The sequence below is a fragment of the Affinirhizobium lemnae genome (genome assembly GCF_022968395.1).
GTDB lineage: Bacteria > Pseudomonadota > Alphaproteobacteria > Rhizobiales > Rhizobiaceae > Neorhizobium > Neorhizobium lemnae.
Genome location: NZ_JALJQZ010000108.1, coordinates 1 through 2,599, shown reverse-complemented (window position 1 = coordinate 2,599; position 2,599 = coordinate 1). Strand labels below are relative to the sequence as shown.

The 2,599-nt window shown below is 56.5% G+C and carries 4 protein-coding genes; all 4 read right to left on the bottom strand.

Features of this window, described 5'->3' with window-relative positions; translation table 11 throughout:
- Nucleotides 1-183: 183 nt before the first annotated feature.
- On the bottom strand, nt 184-492 hold the full coding sequence (locus MUU53_RS23145) for a type II toxin-antitoxin system RelE/ParE family toxin (RefSeq protein ID WP_247262943.1): 309 nt from the start codon (nt 490-492) through the stop codon (nt 184-186).
- A gap of 34 nt (nt 493-526) precedes the next feature.
- Complete coding sequence (locus MUU53_RS23140; protein WP_247262942.1) at nt 527-829, bottom strand: GAD-like domain-containing protein; 303 nt, start codon at nt 827-829, stop codon at nt 527-529.
- A gap of 27 nt (nt 830-856) precedes the next feature.
- Nucleotides 857-1,681, bottom strand: a complete 825-nt coding sequence (locus tag MUU53_RS23135; protein ID WP_247262941.1) for a polymorphic toxin type 15 domain-containing protein — start codon at nt 1,679-1,681, stop codon at nt 857-859.
- Nucleotides 1,678-2,599, bottom strand: a 922-nt coding sequence (locus MUU53_RS23130; protein ID WP_343229136.1) for a DUF4123 domain-containing protein, incomplete at its 5' end; no start/stop codon positions are given. The genes MUU53_RS23135 and MUU53_RS23130, both read right to left, overlap by 4 nt.

Sequence of the window (2,599 nt, the reverse complement as noted above, 5' to 3'; positions counted from 1 at the left end):
GCTCCGCAACTTTCGGAGCGCCAAATTCCATGCCTATGGTCAACATACGGTTAAACCTGAAAATTTGCGACAAGCCCGCTTCCGCCCTTCTGACTTAAAAACGCAATCACGTTCATGCGTTAATCCTTCTGTGCGCCAATACGTATTCAAGCATAAATCTAAAGACGTTAAGACGTCTTTAATTCAGTGCGGCCATTCCTCAACGGGCCAGTACCGCGCCGTGTGGATCACGCGCAAGATGACCACGCTTTCACGGCTGGCGATCGACCGCAACTCATAGGAAATAATGTAAGGCAGGCGGGTGACGGACTTCTCATAGGTGCCGGTCACTCGTCCAGGCCTACCGGTCGCGATCTCACCAAGGGCCTCGCCAGTGTCGCGGAGTCGATCCGCGACACGTCGTGCCGCCGCAGGATTGTCCTCGGCGATAAATGCGATCTGCTCCCGCATGTCATCCAGGGCTTCGCGCGCCCACGTGACTGGCCGCCTCACGCCTTGCCAGCTCGCTTTGCTTCCGCTGCGTCGATCACGCCGTAGAGTTCGGCCATGCTCCGAAAGACGAAAAGCCCAAGGCAAACGTATTATCTGCCGAAAAATCGGGATCGTGCTCTAAGATCATGTTTACAACAGACTGGTATGCGTCGGGATTACACAGTTGAAAGTAACCATTGAGCCATTTTCCTGTGCCATACGCTCTCAGGAAATCCAGATATGTTTCGGGAATGCGTCCCGTGTAACCCGCAATCGTCTCCTCAGAGAGGCGTTCCCCATCTGATGGGGCGCCGAATTCTTCCAGGCATCGTCTATAGTTTATGAATAGCTCAGTCATGTGTGCTCCAAAAATCTCAATAGGCTGCTAAGAGGTCGGGATGTCGCCTATGCCTTGAGTGTCCTTTGTCGAAGAAGTGCCTGATTTCTGTTTCTGGGAGGAAGATGCTTCACCGTCAGGCGGGCATTCTTCAAGCTTGGCGTTTAGTTTTTTGCCCTGTTCTTTAGCTTTCTGAGCATGCGCTTTCAATTGGGTAGCACGACGGCCCTTCCACTGTGAACCGAGCGAACTGTTTATGGTTTTGTTGCCAAGACCGGAAATGGAGCCATCCCCGCCAGCGACCAGATCCAATGAATGTGTTGCTGCTAGTTTGGCCATTTCCGCCGCAACATCGGCCGCCGCTCTTTCTTTGTAGTCCATGACACCTTGTTTTTGGTACTCTTCCGACAGTTCGTCTGCGCGTGTCGTGCGATAATCTTCCCTCGCCAGTCTCCTATCTGCAGCATCAGTTTTGGGACGTCCGTATTTAGCATAGTGATCCATATTCTGGATGAGATCATCCGGTTTCATGCCATTGATGGTATCCTGCTGCTCCTTTAGTTGTCGCCTGAACTCTTCCTTCAGCTTATCATCGGCACCTTCTGGTGGGTTGAAGCAATCAATATCTCCGCAATCGACACATGGTTTTGCCTGTTCGGCTTCCCTTGTTTTTTCCTCCGCATCGGCATTTGCATCTTCCATGTAGGAGGCGAGGGCCTCACCGGCGGCGCGTCCGGCCAGACCGCCGAGACGGGAGCCCGCAGCACGGCCGATCCAGGTGCCGATGGGCCCGAACACGCTGCCAACCAGGCCACCGAGAACGCCTCCCGCGGCGCGACCGCCATATTCGCCAACAGTGCCCGCCGTACTCATGCCGAGCCTCCGGCCAGAGCGGGGTTGGAGCGCAGGGCGTCGGCTGCGTGCTGGATGAGTGATTTGACCCGGTTGTCGGGTGTATCACCGCCATCGCGGATATAGCCGCAAACCTCTGGAGCCTTTGCGGCCTTGCCGTCGGACATCATCATGACATAGGCCCAGCGCGCCCGCCCGCGCTCGGTTTTGATGCCCAGTTCATCGGCGGATGTCTCACTGGCCAGTGTCGCGCCCCAGATGAAGCTGTCATCGACGCCGGAGAAATGCGCAGGTACATTGCCTTTCAAAAAGCGGGCGATGCGCAGCCGCGACGAATGCAGCATGACGGCTTTCAGCCTCACCATCTGATCCGGTTCGAACCGAAGCGGTCCGGCTAGTGCGGCTGGTAGATCCGCCGTCACGCGTGCTCGCTTCAACCCGCCGTAATCGGGAGCGTTGAAGATCACCGCATCCGCCGGACCCAGGAAGCGCGATAGTTGCTCACCGGTCAGGAGCGGTAAAACCGCGCCCAGCACATTGGGATCCCAATGGCGGAACAGAACGCGCTCAAAAGCTTGCGAGAATGTTCCATCGGGTTGTTCGACGGGGATGAGAATCTCGTTGATCGATCTGAGATGTCGTCGCACCTCTTCTTGCGGGTGTCCGCACGACCAGTAGACTGCGCAAGGATGCGTGGCATCCAGCCGTTCGACGGTCCCTTGTTGGAGAACATCGGTCAAGGAAACCAGCCAGGGTCCGGCCCGGATGACATCCGTTGCCGTCTCCTGTCGAAACAAAGACTGCGCCTGAATACCTTGCTGTTTCAAAAGGTCAGGCAGATCCTCATGCATGCCGCCGTCCAATACGGCAAAGACCGGTACGGTTAGTTCGCCCAGGGCTCGGCGCATTCGGTGTGCCGCGTCCGCGGGCGCAAGCAGA

Bases quoted from the DNA above. Each gene is read 5' to 3' on its own strand.
- MUU53_RS23140 (WP_247262942.1), bottom strand. From the start codon at position 829: ATGACTGAGCTATTCATAAACTATAGACGATGCCTGGAAGAATTCGGC.
- MUU53_RS23135 (WP_247262941.1), bottom strand. From the start codon at position 1,681: ATGAGTACGGCGGGCACTGTTGGCGAATATGGCGGTCGCGCCGCGGGA.